The organism is Haemophilus sp. SZY H56, from assembly GCF_054332415.1.
In genome coordinates, this window is the sequence record NZ_JBTGNX010000007.1 from 1 (window position 1) to 20,368 (window position 20,368).

The window sequence follows — 20,368 nt, forward strand, 5'->3', positions numbered from 1 at the left end:
ACCTATAGATCAACCATAGCTATCCACCACCGAAAAAATAAAAAAAGTGTATAGATAACTAAAAAACACTGGGCACGCTGGGCATTTGGGCACGCACCTTTAAAATCAATAACTTAAATGCGATTTTCGTGCCCAATGCACTGGGCACGGCTGGGCACAAATTGGGCACGGTGAAAGATTGATTATTTTTTGACTGGGCACGGAAGCCCTAAAATTGGGCACGGAAAGCCTATTTTTGGGCACGGAAAGGGGTAATTTGGGCACGCTATTTTTTATAAGTTATTGATATATTTATATTTTGTTGTTTTCGTGCCCAAAATGCCCAATATTTTTTAACTCATCTACACACGGAAAAAATTTTTTTGTTTTTTTTCGTTGGTGGAATAAAAAAAAGAGCAAATCAATTATGATCTGCTCTTTATTATTGATAGCCTACACCATTTCAAAATGGGCTTTTTATTCTATTTCTTCGCTTTCCTCGTCCTCGTTTAAGATTTCCAGCACATAACATCGGATAGTTTTCCCTCCGCTTATTGTTTTGGGTAAACGGTTGAGGTATTTACGACCTCTCTCTTTTCCCTGTATTAACATTCCTGCACCCAATAAGATTTCATTTGCCTGTTTTTCATTAAAGCCTTTGATAACATCTTGAATATACACTTGCGGAAATACCCAATATTTATCGCTATCTTGCTGTTCTTTGCTGTCGGCTAACTGGCGATAACCTGCCGTGTCGTTCGGTTCTTTCTGATTTGGATTGAAAGGAAAATCTAGAAATCTTGCCCCATTGCGTAAAAGCCAGCCATTCACCTGCTCAATGATTTGCTTTTCTTCTCGGGAATGTAGCCCATATTCATTTATCCATTCGTTAAATTCGTGCAGAAGTGCGGTTTTGTTTTCGCTCGTTTCCCAGCCCGTTAAATGCGTGGCCAACTGTAAAGCGGTTTCTAAAATGGCAAATCGCCCTGCCACTCGTTTTACTTGTGAGCTTGCGTCATTTGGTAGCATAGCTTGCCATTGTTCGCTTAAACGCTCATATTCAGCCGCTACCGCACTTTTATTTTCAAGTAACCATTCTATCCACGCTCTGCCCATTGTGCCGTAGTAACGCCTTGTCATTGCGTTCAAATGGTCGGCATGGGCTTTACCATTGCCAAAATGATAAAACGTGCTAGTAGGCGTGATGGGGATATTTAACAAGCGGACTAATTGCCCTGCGTTAGTTTTGATATTGTCTTGTTTTAAATAAAGCTCTAAATCTTGCTCACCCGTAGAAAATGCCAAAATCCGCCAGCGGTTTAGTTCTCTGTTTCCGCCGTCTTTTGCACCTTGTATTTTTCCCACACCATTAAATAACGCATAGGCGGTTTGCTCTACGTGCTTTTTGCTTGCCCCTTGTCCGATTTCATCAAGAGGAATAAAGCCATCATTACGCGCAGAAGCCTCGTTAATCAATCCTAGGCTTGTGCCGTTCCACGATAAACGGATTAAATCAGGCTCTCCATAAATTGAACTCGCAATATTGGCTATGGTGGTCTTTCCTGCACTGGATTTACCGAACAAATGCACACCAAAACTTTCCGCCCCAATTAAGCCAATCAACGGGGCAGATAAAGAACAAGCCACGCCTAGCATCATTGAATGATTGCCTCGTAGATATTGCCCTATTTCCCTCTGCCAGTCGCTTAACGTGCCTTTGGCTTGATAGCCTGCACTGGTGGCTGATTTGCTGTCGAAATAAATAGGGCGTTCAGGTTGCCCCAATACTTCGCCACTCGGCAGCACGTAGGCGTTAAAGTCTGATTGCCAACCCGTTTCATTCACGATTTGATAAATCGGCTTGTTCTGGGTATCTTGCAGAAAATCCGCTAAATGCGGTTTTAAGCGTTGGCTATTGGTAATTCTTAACCCGTTTTGTTTGAGTAATTGCCAGCCTGCACGCTCACCAATATCCGCCCATGGTAAAGCAATTAAAATCGGCTCGGGCTTGCCTTGTGCATGAAATGAAAGCATTGAAAAATAATCGCTCTCGGAAAGTCCAATCCCCACTACATCAACACAATCAGCCAACCATTCGCATTTATCCATCATTTCGCCCGTGTCCTTGTCTAACTTCGGCACAACCCTAAAAAGCCCCTCTACGCCGTTTTCTTTGCGTTTTTCGGTGTAGGGCTGGTGATTATCTCGGACAGGTTCACAAATTGGCTTAATTTCCCCATGATAGGTTTCACCATTGCGTAGCCGTTGAATATATCGGCTTACATCATCCAGTAATTCGCCCGCCTCATTGCAATAAATAACACTCTCTGCGCTGGTGGTCTGCACGATATTTAAATAAATTCGCTCAAGCGTTTCATTTGAGAGTGCTACGCCATTATTTGCCTGTATTAAGCGGATAGACTGGGTATTTTTAGGCGCAATGCGATAGCTTTCTATGCTGTCTAAAATCTCACTATCCACTACCACACAAGGAAATAATTTCCCTTGCTCGCCGAGTGTGTTTTCTAGCTCTATTTCTACCGCACTTTTACCCATTTCATTAAAATGCTTTGCAATGGCTTGTGCTTGCGTGCCTATGCAGATAGTCACAAGACTTTGACCTGTGGGGTCTTGCTGTTTAGCGTAAGGGGCATTGATTAATTTAGCCATTTCTTGCCCCCTTGCGCTGCATCAATCCCTAATCCAATTCCCGCACATTGCTTAAATAAAAATGCTTCCTTGAACTGAATCACTCTAATTTGTGCAGTAGGGTAGAGTGTTTTGAAAGGTGCAATCGCCTCCTCTAAACCTGCAGGTTCTCTTTTCCCCTCTGCGTGAATAAGGGGTGCGCGTGCATTGCCTAAGCTAATTTCTAGCGTGTAGTGATTTAAATTAATCTCCTTAATCTTCGTAAGTTTCCCCTGCAGGGTATAAGCGCGATGAAGAATTAAAATATCCCCTTTGCTTTCTCGCATTGCGATAACAATCGGCATAAAAGCATCCTCAAAAACGTGATGGCCAGCCGTTAAAATAAAGGCGGTTTTACTCATTGCTCACCCCCTGTAATCTCTCACTCTTAACTCGTTCAATATTGAGGCGGTTTATTTGTGTGATCACTTCTTCAAACTTATGAATCAAATAGCCGTTAGCTTGATTAAAGTCTTTTAGGGTAATTTGATTGTCTCGGCAAAATGTTATCCCTTGAGATTTAGCCAGCGCATTAAAGAGCTTGCCACCAGCTTTTAATCGGTCGATTAAGTCCACCATCTCATCACGCATTTTGAGCTTATGATGAAAATCATCGGGGTAAACCTCTAAACATTTACGGTTGCTATCATGAATCAGCTTAAATTGGCGTGTAAGCTGGGCAAATTTAAAGGCTAAGGGATTAGCCCATAGTTTCCCTTGATATTTGCTTTTAACCTCGCTACGTGCGTTTCCTTGCGTATTTTTAACCGATTCATTTTTGGTTTCGTTGTTGCTGGTGGCTTTATGGTTAGCTTTCCATTGCTCAAGCTGTGCCATTGCATTAGTTGGTTTCATTTTCTTCCCCTTTCAAAACTGTAATAACTTCTAACACTCGACCGCAAATATCGGCTTGTCCGATTTCGTGCTTACATCTAATTTTTTCCTGTAACGCCTCTCTAAGCGTGCCATATTCGCCCGCTATGAATTGGTCGCCATTGTCATAGGTAAAAACAAGGGTATAAGGGAATTTAGTGTTACTCATTATTTAAACCCCTTATATCCACCGTTAAGGTGATAGGTGGCTTCTGTTGATATATTGCGCAATGTGTTTAGAAAATATGCGTTGGCTTGAATTAATGCTCCGATATGTTTTACATTGTCATTGCTCATCGCTTGATTATCAAAATCCTGCTTAGAATCAGCAAAATGTCCTAAACGGCTTACCATATCGCCTAATTCCATTAGTCCGAACTCGATAGTTTCACAAAGCGTTTCGCTTTCTGTACGTAACTTTATAAGCTCCATTTCATCAATATCATCACGAGCAACTACGTCATTTAATGCCATTTGAATAGCGCCATAACTAAGCATGAGCCACCTCCATTGCAGCAGAGGTTGAAAGGGTAGGAAGTGCCGCTAAAGTGCGGTTGTTTTTGGGGTAGATTTTCATTGTTGGATTTCCGATAGATTTAGTTAATGTAAGAGTATCGCCCGTAAATGGGTGCGATACAGACTCAACTACCGCTATCGAACGGCTAGCCTTATTCGTGCGGATAAACTCCGCCTTATTTCGGCTTATCATCTGTACCGCAAATTCGATATAAGACAACGTGCCTAATTTTTTAGGAACGTGCAAGGAATGAATTTTAGGTAAAAAAATACCGCATTGATAAGGGTTGCGGTTGCCCTCGATAGTAGTAGTGCTTTCAATACTACCTGTATCTTCACATTTCGGCAAGCTGTGATTATTTACAGAAAGAGGAGAGCGTACCGCTAAAGTGCGGTTGTTTTGAGGATTGATTCTCGCCACCACCGCAATAAAACGATAATCAGCAGATAGGCTCAAGCGTGCCTGTTCTTCGGTGGTGGAATTAAGAGATATGACGCATAAGTTAAAATGCGATTGTGTGCGATTGACGCAAAGAAATTTGTAGATCATTTCTGCGGTGTCCTTTATTTGATTTTTAGGAACTACCGCTAGACTTTCCACGGTCGGGCGGTAGAGCGTAACAAGGTGGAAAACTGCCAATAAAGGAAGACAGCCAGTCAAAGACTGCTCATTACGCTCTACCATTGAGAGAATGATCGGATTTAGATTGAAAACAAAATCCGCATATTCTTGAGGTGTGCGAATGTTACGAACAAAAAAAGCACGGTTTTGTGGCGTGCTATCGTTCGCCTTTATTAAATTCAGCTTTCCACGGCTGGCAATCACTTTTTCTGATTGCGAGGAAATAATGCCATTTTGTGATAAGGTTGTAAAGAGGTTTCACAGAACAGGAAGAATAATTAGAATATCCTCAAGCCATAAACGATAGGGCATAGCACGTTACGGACGTTAAGCAGGTGCCAGTTGTGAACCAAGCACTATGTGAGTTTATGGCTTCTTTTTCTTTTAGAGTTTCATCATTTGATAATAAGCATCGCGTTTGCTTTGTCGTAAACTTTCTATTTCAGCTTTCGTTAAAGATCTAGTATGAATAGAGGCATTTTCCAAAAATTCTTTAGCATTAATATATTTTTCTCTTCTCGCTAAATCTTTTTCCGTGACTACTGGTAATCGCGATAAGTCCATATTATGAGACAAATCAGCAATCTTAACTAACCGTGCAATAGAATTTGCTTTTACTCTGTTCAGATATTCAGAATAAGATTCACCCTTACGTTTAGTTATTGCATCCACAGCTTTCGCCACTGATTCACCAAACAAAGAACTAATTTCATCCAGAGTTATTCCCGTATCTTCTACGCTATCGTGCAACCATCCTGTAATGATAACTTCATCAGAATTGCCTATAAGCGCATCTGTAACGGCTTTGAGGTGGTAGACATAAGGCTTTCCAGCTTTGTCTGTTTGCTCTGCGTGTAATTGAATAGCTAAACTTTTAGCCTGTTGAATTAATAGATTCATTTTAAATGCTCCAAGTTTTATGCTACTACCTAATCTTAGACAAGATAATTTAGATTTTTTGATGTTAACTGAGTTAACCAATGATGTTAACTGAGTTAACCAGTTTGTTTATTTTGTAATCAATGTTTTGGTCTATAGGTTAACTGAGTTTACCTGTCAGAGCATTTTTCTTCGTCTCATAGGTTAACTGAGTTAACACCTATATATATTATATGCCATAGGCTATGTTTTTTTATTGTGTTTTTTATCTGTAAAATTATTGAAAAAATGAACGATAAATACAGTTTGGTCTTCGACAAAAAAATTTTGGCTCACACAAATTCAATACCTCTTCCACTTATCGCTCGCTCTTTCAGTTGCTTTAATTGAAATACCTGCTTTGTTCACATCATTTAGCGGAAAGCACGTTAAGGCATAAAGCGAACATTGATTCTTGCCACCTTGTCGAGTGACCTCCAAAAAATCGGCTTCACTTAATTCATCAAGTGCTTTTTTCAATCCCGGCTTAGATAATCCAAAGGTTTCTTTAGCTTTATTCAGTGGAGCGGATAAGTCACCATTATTGATTTTGTTGTAAAGCCCTATCATCCTCATTAATACCCATCGTGCCGCAAGACTTAACTGTCCGACTTCTTTACTGTTGATCATATCATGGCGTAACATCGAGTAAGTGCTGCCATTTGTGAATCGCTTAAATTCATTTTTCTTTTTCGAACTTCTGCCTTTTCTTTCTGCGTAACTCTTCATATAATAAACTCGTTCAATTGATATTTAATCTTGCCTATGCCCATTCTTGTGAAAGCATAGGCATTTTTGTTTTATAGGGTTGATGCAAGGCTAAAAGCCACCAGCAATAAGGCGATAAAGATTAGAAATTGAATCATCTCGGTAAAGTCATTCATTGTGTTTCTCCTTTATTTCGCTCTTTCACGCTCTACCAGTTCGGATAATCTGCCTTTCCGCTCGTGATAGCTCATATCAAGATTGATTAAGGCTGTGTTCGTTGCTTGTAATGTTTTTAATAGTTTTAGTTGCGATACATCAAGCGTATCTCGAACATTGCCTACAATGCCGTGTTTAGCTTTCCATTTCCGCACATTTGAACCAATAACAAGGCTATCTAGCATTTCTTGATTTTGGCTGTAGTGATAGGCTTTAGGTTTCACGCCCGCCCGCACTAATTGAGCCTTGATTGCATCGGTCATTTCCTTGTTTCGGTCTATGCTCTCCAATCTCTCTATAGTTTTTGATAGGGTGTTTTTATATATGGCAGGTGATGAAGTTCTTAGCTGTTTTTCAGCCTCAATAAAATGCTGTCTTATTGCTCGCCCTATTTCGTTCTTTTCCATTAAACATAGGTGCTTTGCCATATCTAAAGAAACGATATAATCAATCAGCTTTTGCGGTCGTGCCATCGGTGAAAGCTGTTCATTATTTGCGCTCACCAATTCGGGGGAGCTCAAATTTTCTACAACCACAAAATCTTGATTTTCGATAAAGCCTGCTTGTTTGATTCTGGCTCTAATCCATGTGGAATAATCCCTCCCAACTTTTAAGAATCGGTGCACATCTCGGGCATTGATTCCGCTCGCGCCATTAAAACGGTTCTGCGGATTGGCTAATAGGTTGATAATTTCTGCTTTGCTTGTATCAAGCTCCGATAAATCTAGTTCAATTCTATTTTTCATTGTCTATCTCCTTACGCTGCTTTGCGCTGTTTGGTACATTGGCTGGCGTTTATTTTGTTCATTCTGATAATAGGACGGCTGGAAATTGAGCCGTCTAAAATCCTCTGAACAATCTAAGTTTTTAATCGCCTAACTCCTGTTTTCTTTTTCTCATCATCTCTAAGTGTTTTTTCGTGGTGTAAAAACTCGTTTCTAATTGCTCATTCTTCCGTAGCCCTGCTGTCATCTTCGTGAAGTTGTCTATTTCGCACTGAATCGCTACAAGGCGCTGTTCTAACACTTGAATGACCTCATCTATCGGGTATGGCTCGTTATCGCTGTATAGGCTCATAAACGTGAAGATTTGAGACGATTTTCTATAATGTTGAATGGCTTGTTTAAGCAGTAATTCATTGTTTTTTGCTATGGTGCATTTCATTAAATACTTACCCTTTTATTAGCGGATCTTTTGGTTCCTAATTAAAAAAATCATGGGGTTTTCATGGTGGATCTTTTTAACCGCTCCATCCCTTTAAACAACCCTTTCATTCCACGAGGAATAACAAAAGGGTGGGGCGGTATCTTTATCGGCTCATAGACTTCATCAGTAATTAAATCCGCCCGCCATGTTCTCCCCCTGTAATGCGGTAAGGTCTCCCCACGTTGTTGCATCTCTGCTTTTTCCTGCTCGATTTGTTCCCATACTCGGTAATGATTCAGTAGGTCACTGGCTCTTGCTCGTAGTGTGTGCGGTTTCATTCGATTAGCTCGCTCATCACCTAAAACCGCCAATAAAGCGTGCTTAGCGTTACCCATTCGGGCATAGGCTTTCGCAAATTGGCTTTGTATCTCTTTTCCGTAACTCATTTTTTAAACCTCTTATCTTTGGGTATGCCTAAATTTGGGCGCACCCTCGCGCGCGCGTACTGCTCCGAAAACTCTTGTTAATCCACCAGCGGTAAATAATTCGTATCAGCTCTATGTTCTTGATGAATAGCCAACACTTCGATTTGCCGTTTTAAGTCGTCAATATCTGATAGCACTACACTTAACCTATCTAAAACAAACTCTAAGCCGTCTTTGTGAGTGAATGGGATTTGTACTTTCTCCCCATCTTCGGTGGTGGCTGTTTTGGTAATTTTGCCATCTAATGTTGCATCTGCTATTTCGTAAGTTTCCTCAATAGCTCGGTAAATACTCCATAGCGTTGCATACTCGCGTTTTTCGGTGTTGGTCTGTTGATTTGTGTTAGTCATTTTTTTCAATCGCTCCTTGCTCGTTTAATTCAACATTCCGCCCATTTCGGTAAATGTCAGTTTTTCATCTTGGCAAAATTGTTGTTCAAGGTGCCGCATGGTTTCTTGTTTGGTATCAGTGGAAAGGATTTCAGCAAGTGGAATGAGTGCGCCATTTCCTTTTTTCATCGGGTTAAATGCAATGCCATTTTCAGAAAGTGCGGTAAGTTCTTGTTGCATTTTTTCATCAATCAGTAACGTGGCTTTTGTGCTTTGTTGAAGAAAAGCAATCATGATCAACGCCTCTTGCATCGTGTCAGCATCAATGCCTAAGGGTAGAAAATCGCCCACATCAAGCCATAAAACGGTATTTACCCCCCAATCTTCAGAAGTTACCGTTAAATGTGGAAATTGCGCCTTTGAATAAGTAATTGAAATCGGGGTATTAATTAAATCTTTGCGCCCTTGTTCTGTTGTGCAGTCTTTGCAATCGGTCATTTTTAATTTCTCCTTAGTCGTTATATTGATGATTTTGGCTTACTTCATTTTGGTGCAGTACATACACGCCCACACGGTGCGCTAATCCGCTTGAATCGGTTTCTTTGCGGTAAAAGGTATCAATATGAAAGCCTTTATCTCTGAGTTCCTTAATTCGTGCCGGTGGATAATAAATGCCCATTTGGCGTAGTTCGTTAGTGCTGTGCGGGCGCTCTCTCAGTCGTTCAATGGTGAATCGGCGTTGTTCGCCTGTGCTGGTGGTGGAAATAATCATTAACGCCCTCCTATGCTCTTGCTTCTGCCAGCTTGGCAATGTAAGAGTTAATTTCGCTTTCCAAGTAACCGACTGAATTAACCCCTAATTGAATTTTCTTTGGAAAGTCCGGGCGGTAACGTTTCGATTTAGGGTTTTGCCAATCGGCAAAGGTGGATTTGCTTACGCCTAGCATTTTCATTGTGTCAAGGCGGCGGATAATACGATCTGATTGATTCATTGTGTTTACTCCGTACTGGTTGGAATGGTTAAAGCCGTTTGGGGCTTTGTTGTGTCGGAGTGGATTGTAGAAAAGTGAAAATATTGAATCATCGCAACGAAAAAGATATTTTCGTTACGAAAAAATAGGATTGATTTTTAAGGATTTTTAGCAGATATGAAAAACGCCCTGAAATGGGCGTTAGTGGATTATGGTTTTAGTCTTTTGTTGGCGTTGGCAAAATATTCTTCGATTGTTCGTTGTTTTAAGCCTTTTGCAGAAATATTTTCATTTTGGCGGCGCTCTAAAATCTTGTCTATGATTTCACTTTGTGTCCATTTCTTTGCTCTAGTACCTATTATCTGTAAAACTTCGCCTAATAGATACATAGCATTATCTAAATCTAATTTGCTATTGGAATCTACGTCACTATCTAAACTAGCTAAAAATTGGTTTAAATGCTCTGTTTGAATAACAAAAAATGCGCCATCAATTTCTTTTATTCCAGAACAGGGATAATGAAATTTTTTGTATTTATTGACACGTTCAAGCCCATCCAGTTCTATATAAGGTATATCATCAACAACAGTTTGACGCTCTATTACAATTCCGTTATTTGTAAACACATAAAAACCCGCCAAATTATAAGTTGGGGTAAGTTTTAAGTTTCTTTCGAATTTAAATGCATTTTCAATATCAATTTTAGAATTTCCAATTAATTTAACTTCATAAATTCCAGCTTTGAGGAGGTATAATTCAGGATACACTTTTATAAATTCGTCCGAATTACATTTCTCATACTCATATATTTTGGCAACCTCTCCCTCAAGTCCGGTTATTTCCTTAAATTTTGAAGCTAATTCAACATCCGTTGTAACATGGCAAATTTTTCCATCCCAATCATGAGGAAAATTAACTGAAATTCTAAGTTGTTCATCCGATGCTAATTGGAAAATATCAGCTTTAGTTACATCTTCGCCTAACTCAATACTTAATCGATGGGCGGCTTCATCAATAGTGAGCCATTTTTTTAGTTTATAAAGTTTTTCCATCTGTTCAATCTTAATGTTTAATCTAAGGTGTTTGTAAGCAGTAAAACGCCGTCAAAAACGACCGCACTTTACCTCAGGTTTCATCAGTTTCTAAGCCACAATCTTCAAGTGAAATTGCGGCAAAGTGCCTTGTGAGGATTGTTCTACAAAATCCGCCCATGCTTGCAGTAGCTTAAATCGCTGTTCTAATTTTTCCCCTCTATCATAGGCGGTTTTTACTCGGTCTGAATTGAGGTGTGATAGTGCTACCTCAATCAAATCACTGTTAAAGCCTTGATCGTTTAAATAGGTGCTAGCGATAGCTCTCAATCCATGTGCAACTAATTTACCGTGATAACCCATGCGCTTTATTGCAGAATTTGCCGTTTGCGTATTAACGTGGGATTGTGGGTTCTTTACACTGGGGAATAGGTAAGTTTTTCCACCACTCAATTTTTTAATTTGTCCTAACAGGGCTAAGGCTTGCCGTGATAACGTGATTCTATGTTCAATGCCACGTTTCATTTGCTCCGCTGGAATCGTCCATATCCTGTTTTTCTCGTCAATATCCGCCCATTTCGCCGTAGCTGCTTCGTTCGGTCTTGTCATGGTGAGCAGTTGCCATAAAATCAAATAACGCGTCTGTAAGTGAATCTGAGCGTTTTGTAGCGTGAACATAAATTCGCTTAAATCCTCAGGCTTAAGGGTTTTAAAATGTTCAACCGTTGGGCTGTCAAATTCCTTTGCGATATTTGCCGTTGGATTAAAAGAGATTAAGTCTCGGTGTAGGGCGTAAGTCATGATCTCGTTATGCTTCTGAATCGTCCGTTTGAGCTTTTCTAAATGCCCTTCATCTTGATACTGCTTAAATGCCTTTAATGCCATTGGCGCGGTAATTTGGGAAATAGGTAAATGTCCGAAATGTGGCAATAAGCAACGATTGATCAGGCTTATAACGTCTTTTTGATAATTATCTGAAAAGTTCTTTTTGGTTTTGCGATACTCAAGCCACGCCCACGCCACCGCTTCATAGGTATTATTCAGCTCATTTTGTTTCGCTTGTTCTTGCTGTTGGCGATAGATTGCTGGATCGATATTCTGCGCAAGTAAAGATAAATACTCATCTCTAATTGCTCTTGCTTGCTGTAAAGAAATATCAGGGTATTTGCCAACGCCAATTAACGCCCTTTTCTTTGGTTGCGTGAAAGGCTTGTAATAGTTAAACCGCCATAACTTAGCCCCATTGGGCTTAACCAACAGATAAAGCCCTTTGCCATCGGATAGGGTAAATTCCTTTTTCTGCGGCTTGGCTTTGTCTATTTTCGTGCTGTTTAGCGGTGTGATTATGCGTGCCATATTGTTTCTTTCTGAGAGTTGAAAACTGTTCTAAATAACTTAGACGGCGATTCAGACTTTTAAAAATCGGGTATAGCTAAAACATCGTTAACACTTTTTTCTAACAGGTTTTGTGCGATTTTAGTTATATCGATTTTGTTATACGGCTGTCAGTATAACTAAACGTATAACTAAAATTCAAGGATTTTATAGGATTTTATAGGAATGCTTAGGATATAAAAAAGCCCTTGAGGTCAATATTTTCAAGGGCTTTTAGGATTTGATAAGTTTGCTTTGGATTGTTATTTGGTGGAGCTGGCGGGAGTTGAACCCGCGTCCGAAATTACTCTACCTTCAGTACTACACGTTTAGTCTCGTCTTTAATTTCACTTAAGCATGCGGACAGACACGCTAAACTTAAGCTAGTTTGATTCAATTTAGTGCTTCGATCCTCAAACAGCGGCTTCCACACGATCTCGTTTTGGTTTGACTCCGCTTTATCCCCGTCTTACGAGCGGAAGCTGGGGAGCGAAGGCTATGAGCAGGTTATTAAGCTGCTAAAGCGTATTGTTCGTCGTTTGCGACTATTTTTTTGCGGTTTATTTACGAGGCCTACCGCACCTCGACGTGCACCTTGGGCTTCGCTAATCCCGTCGAATCCAAAATCAGCCCCAAAATTCTTTTGTATTTTATCAAAAAATTCAAGAAAGGAAAAGATGCTATTTATTAATCAGGAAAGTCAAGGTAAAATTTTGCCACTTTTTTATAAGGAATCAAATCAATGAAAACATTAAAATCTCTGACCGCACTTTCATTAGGTGTATTATGTTTAGCATTTAACACGCAAGTTATTGCAAAAGAAGCGACACCAGCAACCCAACAAGTAGCAAAAGCGAGTGATAACATCGACAAATACCTTGCCATCAATATTGGTAACCGTGAAATGGTGGTTGATGAAAATGGTCAAGCATTAAGTGCATTCAAACATGAAATCACTAACATTGGGCAAAAGCCAATCCAAAATATTCAATGGGTAGGCGTGTATGTGAATAACCGTAAAGTTATTTACAGCCAAGATATGCAAATCAATTTACAAAGCCCATTACAACCAGGTAAATCTTTAAATATTAATTTGCAAATCCCGTTTGTTCAACTGGCTGAAGACGCACGCAAAGCCTTTATGAATCAACAAGAAAAAATTGACGTTTATACGATTGAACGTATTGTAAAATTCTCCGATAAAACTATCCTTTCTGATCGTTAATTCTTTTATCTAGCCCACGCAATGCGGGCTTTTAACAACTGTATACTTGAACAGCTATTTTCTTTTCGATATACTAAAAACACGCCTAATTTTGACCGCACTTCAACTATGAATTCCACCCGAAAAATCATTCACATTGATATGGATTGCTTTTATGCCTCTGTTGAAATCCGTGAAAATCCAACGCTACAGGGAAAACCTGTCGCGGTGGGGGGAAGTTCTCGACAACGTGGTGTACTCACTACCTGTAATTACGAAGCACGAAAATTTGGACTGCACAGTGCGATGCCGACAGCACAAGCTATCAAAAAATGCCCGAATCTAATTTTAGTGCCAGTTAATATGCCCCTTTATAAACAGGTATCCGCACATATTCATCATATCTTTCAACGCTACACTTCTATTATTGAGCCACTTTCCTTAGATGAAGCTTATTTAGATGTTACGGATTGTACACAATGTTCAGGATCCGCCACTTGGATCGCACAAGAAATTCGCCAAGCCATTTTTGATGAATTAAAGCTGACTGCCTCTGCTGGTGTGGCTCCCCTTAAATTTCTCGCCAAAATTGCTTCCGATATGAATAAACCGAATGGGCAATTTGTGATTAAACCTCATGAAGTTGAGCAGTTTGTAAAAACGTTGCCATTGAAGAAAATCCCTGGTGTGGGGAAAGTCACCTCTGAACGTTTATTGAAAATGGGGCTAGAAACTTGTGAAGATGTGCAAAAACTCGATCAATCTATTTTATTAAATATCTTCGGTAAAATGGGCAAACGAATTTGGGATTTTAGTCATGGCATTGATGATCGTGAAATCCAAGCGCATCGGGAAAGAAAATCTATCGGCGTAGAATGCACTTTATCCGAAAATATTCGTCATCTCGAACAAGGCATAGCATTGTTAGATAATCTCTATACCGAGCTTATTCGTCGCATTGAACGAAGCGCGCCGAATATTCCTTTAACCGCTTTTCGCAAAATTGGGGTGAAATTAAAATTTGAAGATTTTCAGGTGACGACCTTAGAAAAAACAGGATTGCCTTTATCACTAAAAAGCTTTCAACAATTACTGGAACAAATTTGGCAACGTAGTCAGGGAAAATCCATTCGTCTTGTAGGATTACACGTGACGTTACCAGAAGAAAGCCATTTAGAACAAATGAGCTTGTGGTAAAACACAAAAGAAAATGACCGCACTTTTATTCATTCCATCCCGAGTAGGATAATGAAAAAACAAAAGTGCGGCCATTTTTTTGATGAATTTGTTGAGTTGGTCGATAAGCCGAGTTCTGTCGTGGACAATCATTCCTCTAGGCGACAAATTACTCTGCCGCTCAAGCAACCTACCCGAACTCTGGACGGGCCACCCATTGAGTTCCTATTTGGTCTTGCTACGAGTGGAGTTTACCTTGCTGCACGTTGTTACCAACGGCACGGTGCGCTCTTACCACACCCTTTCACCCTTACCGTTTTCACGGCGGTCTGCTCTCTGTTGCACTGGTCGTCGGCTCACGCCGCCCGGACGTTATCCGGCACTCTGCCCTTTGTAGCTCGGACTTTCCTCTCGTTTACTTGTCCCACTAGGTCGTGCGAACACGGTTAAGGGCTTCAATAAACCAGCGATTGTCTAACCAACTCGCGGCGTAGTATAGGGGGAATTCAAAGAGCGGTCAAATTTTCATTCTTATTTTTAATAACTTCCGTTAGAATAGCCCCACAAAACACGGTTATTTTCAACCGCACTTTTATCATAAGGATTTCCTATGAATTATTTACAAATTGCACGAGAAACGCTTTCTGTTGAAAGCCAAGCACTCGCACAACTAAGCCTACGCTTGGATGATGCGTTTTCTCAAGTTGTCGATCTTATCCTTACTTGCGAAGGTCGTTTAGTCATCGGTGGTATTGGTAAATCGGGGCTAATTGGCAAAAAAATGGTGGCGACCTTTGCTTCTACAGGGACGCCAAGTTTCTTCCTTCACCCGACTGAAGCCTTTCATGGCGATTTAGGTATGCTAAAACCGATCGACATTGTGATGCTGATTTCTTATAGCGGTGAGACAGATGATGTAAATAAGCTCATTCCAAGTTTGAAAAACTTTGGTAATAAAATTATTGCTTTAACCAGCAATAAAAACTCTACGCTTGCTCGCCATGCGGATTATGTTTTAGATATCACGGTAGAGCGTGAAGTCTGCCCAAACAATCTCGCACCAACCACTTCTGCGTTAGTCACGTTAGCCTTAGGCGATGCTCTTGCGGTTTCATTGATTACTGCGCGTCATTTCCAACCAGCTGATTTTGCGAAATTCCATCCGGGTGGTAGCCTTGGTCGTCGTTTGTTATGCAAAGTAAAAGATCAAATGCAAACTCGCCTACCGATTACCACACCAGATACCAGCTTCACTGATTGCTTAACTATTATGAATGAAGGTCGTATGGGTGTGGCATTAGTCATGAAAAACCAACAACTTAAAGGTATTATTACCGATGGTGATGTGCGCCGAGCATTAACGGCTAACGGAGCTGACACGCTTAATAAAACCGCGAAAGAATTGATGACCTCGTCACCGAAAACTATTCATGAAAATGAATTCTTAGCAAAAGCAGAAGACTTAATGAAAGAGAAGAAAATTCACTCTCTTGTTGTGGTCAATGATGAAAATAATGTTGTGGGCTTAGTGGAGTTCTCAAGCTAATGATTAACGAAAAATTAAAGAAAATTAAATTGGTCATCACCGATGTTGATGGCGTATTAACTGACGGACTACTCCATTATGATGCAAATGGCGAAGCCATTAAAAGTTTCCATGTGCGCGATGGGCTTGGTGTCAAAATGTTGATGGATGCGGGTATTCAAGTAGCCGTATTATCGGGCAGAGATTCGGCGATTCTGCGTAAGCGAATTAGTGATCTCGGAATTAAGTTGTTCTTTTTAGGTAAGCTTGAAAAAGAAAGTGCTTGTTTAGATCTCATGAAACAAGCTGGTGTTACTGCTGAACAAACGGCCTATATTGGTGATGACAGTGTCGATCTCCCCGCTTTTGCAACCTGTGGCCTTTCTTTTGCTGTGGCAGACTCTGCACCTTATGTGCAAAATGCTGTAGATTATGTGCTTTCACTTGGCGGCGGAAAAGGTGCATTCCGTGAAATGTCTGATATGATTTTACATGCTCAGGGCAAAGATGAAGTCTATACTTCAGCCAAAGGTTTTTTAAAATCCGTCAAAAATATGGGCCAATAGCACTCCTCAAAACACCTAAAAAAATAACCGCACTTTGATTATTCAAAAGTGCGGTTATTTCTTTTTATGTTTTATTGATTTGCCGGTAAAGCACCTGAATTCCAAGTCGGTGCTTCAGCGGGTTTCTTCACTTGTAACATAAAGCGCTGATTTGCCGTTGCTTGTGGTTGAACGATCGTACCCGATGGAGTCGAGAACGAAATACCGCCTTTTAACAATTGTTGTACACTACCAGTATTAAACTCTGCGCCTTTCCAACCAAGGTTGAAATCATAACCCGATGAAACCCAGAACTCTGAATTTTTACGTACCAAATGTTGATACTTCGGTGTAATCGCAATATGTACCAACACACGATCGCCTAAAGAATTCAATTCAAACTTACGAACGGTTCCCACTTCAACACCGCGATAAAGCACTGGTGAGCCTTCCGTTAAATTCATCGCATCACTGGTTTCCAAAATAAATGGCACGCCATTGCTGTATTTATTTCGAGGTTGTGCAGTTTGTGCTAAATTAAACTGTGTTTTTGATGGACCTTTGCCTAACTCAATATCAATGTAAGGCTGTAAAAGGCTATCTAAGTTTTCAATTCCACCCGCTGAGATTTGTGGGGAAATCACTTTAAATACAGTACCCTCTTTTGCAATCATCCCCATATAACTTGGGTTAATTAATGCTTTCGCTGTGATACGGTTTGTCTTTTGATCAAGAGCAATCTGCTCGACCTCACCCACATTCATACCAAGATAACGTAAGCTCATTCCTTTACTTAAAGCCGTTGCATCATCTGTGAGTAACGTAATCACTTGCCCTGCTGATTTTGCTCGCAATTCACTTGGATAAAGCGTTTTATTTTTACCTGAACCTGTATTATCAAAGCTTATTGCACCTTTTAATGATCGCGCAACCGGTGATGCCTGGATACTAATACCTTTTGGCGTAATATCAATTTGTGCTGCACTTTCTACCCAGAATACACTTTTATCTGTCAGAAGATGTTGATAAGCCGGATAAATATACACATCAATATCAAAGTTATTGGCTTTCGGTCTTACGTTAATAATTTTACCTACTTCAAACTGACGATAAAGCACGATTGAACCTTTACTAATACTTGGTAAATTAGTCGAATGTAATACTATAGTTGGATTTACCAAATTACCCGTAATGCCCGTTTCTGCACTACTAATATCTTTATAAAGTGGATAGCTTGAATGTGGGGCACCACTTCCTTTTTTGGGTAATACTCTCACCCCACCTTGTAGCCATTTTGATGGCATTGCTGATTCAAAACGTAATCCGTCGATACCAAAACTGACATCAAAATTAGAGGCTGCCACAAATTGAGTATTTTCATGAATAAGATTGCGGTATTCCGCCGCAATTGCCGCTTCAAATTTCACACCATCAACATTTAAGTGCTGCTTCACAATTTGACCAATGGCAATATTGTTATAAAACACCGATTGCCCTTCAGCAATACCATAAGTTTCTGGTGCGGTTAAAGTTAAGACTAAAGTATTCGGTGCTTTGAGTAATAACTCATATTCTCGAATCACATCAAATTGCGTTTTGCTTTCTCCACTACCCGGAATAATTTCAAAATAATCTCCACGGAAGAATTTTTTCGGATTAGCCACATCACCCAAATCTAACTTACGATTTTTTAACACAATACGTGTATTTGTTTTTAACAGGCTAGCTTGACTTGGATCAATTAATAATGTGCCTTTTAAAATTTCTTCATTATTTTCAACCGCACTTAAAGATGAAAGAATACCTACCGGTTCATTACCATAATAAACCGAAGTCTGCTCTGCCTGTAAACCCGCTGTGACCGGAATTGTTATACTTACTTCAATCCCTCGTTTGGCTGCTTGTAAATTAGAGTAAAGTTTGTAATTACTGTCTGCAACGGCCTGTGTGCTATCTGCTGGCGAGTCAAATGATACCGCACCTTGCACCACAGAATTTAAACTTTCTATTGCCACATGCATCCCTGATGAATTAATGTTTGCGTTAATACCACTAATATTCCAAAAACGTGAATCTTTCTTCACAAAATGTGCAAAAGATTTATCAATTACCACATCAATTTCTACTTTATTCTCTTTATTGAAGCGGTAATCATAAATTTTCCCGACCGGCATTTTTTTGAAATACACGGAAGCGCCAATCGAAATTGAGCCTAAATCATCTGAAATTAAATGAATGAGCAAATCGCCAGGATTGACTTGTGCAATAGGGCCTTGCTCTTCAGCAATAAATTCATCTTCTGAATCGCCATCACCCGGTTGAAGCGTAATGTAATTTCCTGACACTAAAGAGTCTAAACCCGAAATCCCCGCAAGCGATACACTCGGTTGGACAAGCCAGAATTTGGTATTTTCCTTTAACACATCGGTGGCTTCAGAATAAACGTTAGCCTCAACTTTCACTTTTTGCATGTTGTCGGTAAAGTTAACCTTCTTCACAACACCGATTTGCAAACCCTGGTAACGTATAGGCGTTTTATCTGCAACGAGTCCTGCGCCATTGGAAAACGTGATCGTAATAGTCTTCCCTCGTTCTTGCACAATTTGGAAAAATAAAATGGCACCAATACATAATGCAATAAAAGGCAACAACCAAAACGGTGAGATGCGTTTATTCTTGCGTAATAACGCTTCTACATTGTTATATTGCTCATCAATAGATTGAGATTCTGGTTTATTGTTTTCTGTCATAAATTTTCCAAATTAATCGACTATCAAACTGAGAAGTTGAAATCATAGTTAAAAACACAGCTGCGCCAAAATAAAATGCGGCAGGGCCTACAGTAAAATTAATAATCTGTCCGCGTGTTACTAGAGACATCATCAAAGCTAACACAAAAAGATCTAACATTGACCAACGTCCTACAAAATGAACAATATGTAATAACCGCATTTGCCATTTGATCGAATGTCGCCATTTAAAATGTACACTCGCAAGCAAGTATACCATAATGAGAATTTTACTTATTGGAACAAAAACACTGGCGAAGAATACCACGAAGGCAACAAAATAGCTGCCCATACTAACAAAGGAAATAACACCAGACATTAAAGTATCTTCTGATAGACTACCTGTTAAATAAACACCTGATATAGGAAGTAAGTTTGCGGGAAAAAGCATAATAACCCCTGAGACTAATGTTGCCCAAACTCGCTGTAACTTAATACTATCGGGTATATCAATAACTGATTCACAACGAGGACAAATTGCACGATGACGGTGATCATATTCTTGATCTTCTTTTAAAAAAGTGTAATCACAAGCTGTACAAAGTACTAACGGCTTATCACTTTGAGTAACGGGTTTCTGCTCGGGATAAAAATCATGCCATAAGTCATCTAAATTAATTTTAATAAACAATAAAGTGGTTAAAAGTGCAGTAAAAACAAAAGCAATTAAATATACATCTACTTCTAACGTGGCATATTCGCGCACTTTAAACATGGTAACAGCGAGTGCAACTAAATACACGTCAAACATGACCCAAGGCTTAATATAACCCAAAAATAATAAGACATTACGAGGCTTAATTTTGAGTAATTTAGAAAGCTGCAACATAATGACTAAAATCGCAAAAGATACAGGCATTAAAACAGCACAGATAAAAATCATAAATGCAGTATAGGAATATCCCTCTACTGCCATTTTCCAAATCCCTTTCCAAACAGAAGCATCAATTTTAGTACCCAGTAAATCTAAGCTCAATAAAGGATAACCTAAAGCAAATGGCATTAAAATTAAGATAGAAAGGGCGATTAATGAACAACGTTTAAGAGACCAACGACTTCCCGATTGCAATTTATGATGGCAACGCGGACATTGCGCATACTCACCTTCTTGCGGACGACAAACAGACACCGTTGCATCACATCCGATACAACGCACGAGTTTATAAGTGGCATGAGAAAAATCAGGTGTTTTTGTCATTATGTTTTGAGAAATTATAAAAGTGGACTATTTTAGCCTGAATTAAGGGAATTTGTAAAGTTATACATTTGAGCT

23 protein-coding genes and 2 other RNA genes are annotated in these 20,368 nt (G+C 39.7%); 4 read left to right on the forward strand and 21 right to left on the reverse strand.

The window, feature by feature from the left end; translation table 11 throughout:
- Positions 1 to 456: 456 nt before the first annotated feature.
- The 18 genes from ACXVWP_RS06520 to ssrA form a co-directional block, all read right to left on the reverse strand.
- On the reverse strand, positions 457 to 2,649 hold the full coding sequence (locus ACXVWP_RS06520; RefSeq protein WP_289901798.1) for a DUF927 domain-containing protein: 2,193 nt from the start codon (positions 2,647 to 2,649) through the stop codon (positions 457 to 459).
- The gene (locus tag ACXVWP_RS06525; RefSeq protein ID WP_458473310.1) at positions 2,637 to 3,029 is read right to left on the reverse strand and encodes a hypothetical protein; all 393 of its coding nucleotides are present in this window, start codon (positions 3,027 to 3,029) and stop codon (positions 2,637 to 2,639) included. Before ACXVWP_RS06525 ends, ACXVWP_RS06520 begins: the two co-directional genes overlap by 13 nt.
- Complete coding sequence (locus ACXVWP_RS06530; protein ID WP_289901800.1) at positions 3,022 to 3,522, reverse strand: hypothetical protein; 501 nt, start codon at positions 3,520 to 3,522, stop codon at positions 3,022 to 3,024. The genes ACXVWP_RS06525 and ACXVWP_RS06530 overlap by 8 nt, the downstream gene beginning before the upstream one ends.
- A complete protein-coding gene (locus ACXVWP_RS06535) occupies positions 3,509 to 3,709 on the reverse strand; it encodes a hypothetical protein (protein ID WP_297567605.1) in 201 nt (66 codons plus the stop codon). Before ACXVWP_RS06535 ends, ACXVWP_RS06530 begins: the two co-directional genes overlap by 14 nt.
- On the reverse strand, positions 3,709 to 4,038 hold the full coding sequence (locus ACXVWP_RS06540; RefSeq protein ID WP_297567608.1) for a hypothetical protein: 330 nt from the start codon (positions 4,036 to 4,038) through the stop codon (positions 3,709 to 3,711). The genes ACXVWP_RS06535 and ACXVWP_RS06540 overlap by 1 nt, the downstream gene beginning before the upstream one ends.
- Positions 4,031 to 4,882, reverse strand: coding sequence for a host cell division inhibitor Icd-like protein (locus ACXVWP_RS06545; RefSeq protein WP_458473312.1), 852 nt, complete (start codon positions 4,880 to 4,882; stop codon positions 4,031 to 4,033). The genes ACXVWP_RS06540 and ACXVWP_RS06545 overlap by 8 nt, the downstream gene beginning before the upstream one ends.
- Positions 4,883 to 5,062: 180 nt before the next feature.
- Positions 5,063 to 5,578 (reverse strand): HD domain-containing protein, encoded by a 516-nt coding sequence (locus tag ACXVWP_RS06550; RefSeq protein WP_458472644.1) that lies wholly within the window; start codon positions 5,576 to 5,578, stop codon positions 5,063 to 5,065.
- Between the two features lie 321 nt (positions 5,579 to 5,899).
- Entirely contained in the window at positions 5,900 to 6,325 is a 426-nt protein-coding gene (locus ACXVWP_RS06555; RefSeq protein WP_118861001.1) for an ArsR family transcriptional regulator, read from the reverse strand.
- 167 nt (positions 6,326 to 6,492) lie between these two features.
- The gene (locus tag ACXVWP_RS06560; protein ID WP_369866690.1) at positions 6,493 to 7,266 is read right to left on the reverse strand and encodes an antA/AntB antirepressor family protein; all 774 of its coding nucleotides are present in this window, start codon (positions 7,264 to 7,266) and stop codon (positions 6,493 to 6,495) included.
- A gap of 121 nt (positions 7,267 to 7,387) precedes the next feature.
- A complete protein-coding gene (locus tag ACXVWP_RS06565; RefSeq protein WP_458473314.1) occupies positions 7,388 to 7,597 on the reverse strand; it encodes a hypothetical protein in 210 nt (69 codons plus the stop codon).
- Positions 7,598 to 7,734: 137 nt separating this feature from the next.
- Positions 7,735 to 8,112, reverse strand: coding sequence for a terminase (locus ACXVWP_RS06570; RefSeq protein WP_458473315.1), 378 nt, complete (start codon positions 8,110 to 8,112; stop codon positions 7,735 to 7,737).
- A 77-nt stretch (positions 8,113 to 8,189) separates the two neighbouring features.
- Complete coding sequence (locus ACXVWP_RS06575; protein WP_297567628.1) at positions 8,190 to 8,501, reverse strand: hypothetical protein; 312 nt, start codon at positions 8,499 to 8,501, stop codon at positions 8,190 to 8,192.
- Positions 8,502 to 8,525: 24 nt separating this feature from the next.
- Positions 8,526 to 8,978, reverse strand: coding sequence for a hypothetical protein (locus tag ACXVWP_RS06580; protein WP_297567630.1), 453 nt, complete (start codon positions 8,976 to 8,978; stop codon positions 8,526 to 8,528).
- Positions 8,979 to 8,991: 13 nt separating this feature from the next.
- A complete protein-coding gene (locus tag ACXVWP_RS06585; RefSeq protein WP_289901807.1) occupies positions 8,992 to 9,252 on the reverse strand; it encodes a helix-turn-helix domain-containing protein in 261 nt (86 codons plus the stop codon).
- Between the two features lie 10 nt (positions 9,253 to 9,262).
- Positions 9,263 to 9,472 (reverse strand): helix-turn-helix transcriptional regulator, encoded by a 210-nt coding sequence (locus ACXVWP_RS06590; protein WP_005594653.1) that lies wholly within the window; start codon positions 9,470 to 9,472, stop codon positions 9,263 to 9,265.
- A gap of 188 nt (positions 9,473 to 9,660) precedes the next feature.
- Positions 9,661 to 10,503: a hypothetical protein gene (locus tag ACXVWP_RS06595; RefSeq protein ID WP_289901808.1), complete on the reverse strand. Its 843-nt coding sequence runs from the start codon at positions 10,501 to 10,503 to the stop codon at positions 9,661 to 9,663.
- Positions 10,504 to 10,593: 90 nt separating this feature from the next.
- A complete protein-coding gene (locus tag ACXVWP_RS06600; RefSeq protein ID WP_289901809.1) occupies positions 10,594 to 11,838 on the reverse strand; it encodes a tyrosine-type recombinase/integrase in 1,245 nt (414 codons plus the stop codon).
- Between the two features lie 286 nt (positions 11,839 to 12,124).
- Positions 12,125 to 12,490: a transfer-messenger RNA gene (gene ssrA, locus ACXVWP_RS06605) on the reverse strand.
- A gap of 108 nt (positions 12,491 to 12,598) precedes the next feature.
- On the opposite strand from ssrA, the gene ACXVWP_RS06610 reads away from it, so the two are divergent.
- A complete protein-coding gene (locus ACXVWP_RS06610; protein WP_289901851.1) occupies positions 12,599 to 13,081 on the forward strand; it encodes a hypothetical protein in 483 nt (160 codons plus the stop codon).
- A gap of 108 nt (positions 13,082 to 13,189) precedes the next feature.
- Positions 13,190 to 14,257, forward strand: a complete 1,068-nt coding sequence (gene dinB / locus ACXVWP_RS06615) for a DNA polymerase IV (protein ID WP_297567645.1) — start codon at positions 13,190 to 13,192, stop codon at positions 14,255 to 14,257.
- A gap of 88 nt (positions 14,258 to 14,345) precedes the next feature.
- Here the strand turns inward: dinB and rnpB are convergent.
- Positions 14,346 to 14,722: RNase P RNA component class A (gene rnpB, locus ACXVWP_RS06620), an RNA gene on the reverse strand.
- Between the two features lie 124 nt (positions 14,723 to 14,846).
- Between rnpB and ACXVWP_RS06625 the strand changes: the two genes are divergently transcribed.
- Together ACXVWP_RS06625 and ACXVWP_RS06630 are read left to right on the forward strand one after the other, a co-directional pair.
- Positions 14,847 to 15,782 carry a KpsF/GutQ family sugar isomerase gene (locus tag ACXVWP_RS06625; protein WP_297567649.1) on the forward strand — a complete coding sequence of 312 codons (936 nt, stop codon included), beginning with the start codon at positions 14,847 to 14,849 and terminating at the stop codon, positions 15,780 to 15,782.
- Positions 15,782 to 16,327: a KdsC family phosphatase gene (locus ACXVWP_RS06630; RefSeq protein WP_165819669.1), complete on the forward strand. Its 546-nt coding sequence runs from the start codon at positions 15,782 to 15,784 to the stop codon at positions 16,325 to 16,327. The genes ACXVWP_RS06625 and ACXVWP_RS06630 overlap by 1 nt, the downstream gene beginning before the upstream one ends.
- Positions 16,328 to 16,398: 71 nt before the next feature.
- Here the strand turns inward: ACXVWP_RS06630 and ACXVWP_RS06635 are convergent, their stop codons facing one another.
- Both ACXVWP_RS06635 and ACXVWP_RS06640 read right to left on the reverse strand, forming a co-directional pair.
- Complete coding sequence (locus ACXVWP_RS06635) at positions 16,399 to 19,056, reverse strand: PqiB family protein (RefSeq protein ID WP_289901854.1); 2,658 nt, start codon at positions 19,054 to 19,056, stop codon at positions 16,399 to 16,401.
- Positions 19,040 to 20,293, reverse strand: a complete 1,254-nt coding sequence (locus ACXVWP_RS06640; protein WP_289901855.1) for a paraquat-inducible protein A — start codon at positions 20,291 to 20,293, stop codon at positions 19,040 to 19,042. Before ACXVWP_RS06640 ends, ACXVWP_RS06635 begins: the two co-directional genes overlap by 17 nt.
- Positions 20,294 to 20,368 lie beyond the last annotated feature (75 nt).